1 protein-coding gene is annotated in these 397 nt (G+C 63.0%); it reads left to right on the top strand.

What is annotated here, in order from left to right; genetic code table 11:
* Positions 1–257 precede the first annotated feature (257 nt).
* Positions 258–397 (top strand): CsbD family protein (locus tag ACYP5B_RS37795; protein WP_459573054.1); only part of this gene is annotated, 140 nt, incomplete at its 3' end.

The following is a 397-nucleotide window of genomic DNA, read 5'->3' as shown; positions in this document are numbered from 1 at the left end:
CGCCGCTTTTCTCTCCTCTCGCTTTTCTCTGTCTCCCCCACTGCCGGGCCTCAATCGCGCCTCACTCGCAAATGCGTGGGGTTTCGTCCTACAGGGCTTACAGCCGCCGCCTGACACGCAAAGCCCCCGCGGCTGCCTAAGCTGATCTCAGCGCTCTCCCGTTCATGCATGTGGACACGGCGCGGGCACGGCGATCTTGCCGGCGCCCGCCGCTGGAGGGCATTCATTCCTGTACCAGTCGCTAACTGGAGCTGACGATGAACAAGGATCAAGTGAAGGGCCGTATCGAGGAAGCCAAGGGCAAGATGAAGGAAGTTGCCGGGAGGGTGACCGGCCGCGCCGGCACCGAGATCAAGGGCAAGGTAGAGCAGATCGCCGGCAAGACGCAGGCCGCTTA

The organism is Cupriavidus sp. 8B (assembly GCF_054589115.1).
Note: the sequence above shows the minus strand (reverse complement) of the source record. Positions and strands in the feature narration are given on the sequence as shown.